The organism is Streptomyces sp. ATLC9 (genome assembly GCF_057196705.1).
The window spans coordinates 1-461 of sequence record NZ_JBXUOY010000591.1 but is presented as its reverse complement, the minus strand read 5'-3'; the positions used below and the strand labels follow the sequence as shown (position 1 = coordinate 461).

1 protein-coding gene is annotated in these 461 nt (G+C 72.5%); it reads left to right on the top strand.

Annotated elements, in window-relative coordinates; all coding sequences use genetic code 11:
- The coding region (locus AC2CJA_RS27215; RefSeq protein ID WP_484605280.1) for a transposase family protein at positions 1-451 on the top strand (451 nt) is incomplete at its 5' end.
- Positions 452-461 lie beyond the last annotated feature (10 nt).

Genomic DNA, 461 nt, shown 5'->3' with positions numbered 1-461 from the left:
GGGCAACGACCTGTGGTACTCCGGCAAGGGACGACGCTTCGCCGGAAACCTGCAGTTCCTCGCCGCTCCCGACGGCTCGCTGCTGTGGGTCTCCGACGTCGAGCCCGGCTCGGTGCACGACCTGCGCGCCGCGCGGACCCATGCGCTGCCGGCGCTGTACGCCGCGGCCCGCCACGGGCTGCCGACCCTGGCCGATGTCGGCTACACCGGCGCCGGCATCGGCGTGCACACACCCTTCCGCCCGCACCCCGACATCGCCTCACCCCTGGCGGCGGACACCCGCGCCCACAACCGGCTGCTGCGCGGCATCCGCGCGATCGGCGAGCGTGCCGCAGCCGAGCTCAAGCAGCGCTGGCGCGCGCTGCAGCATGTGACGGTCAGCCCCAGCCGGATCGGAGCCATCGCCCAGGCCGCCCTCGTCCTCAACAATGCATGGCACGAAAGGGGCTGAGAAAACCTCA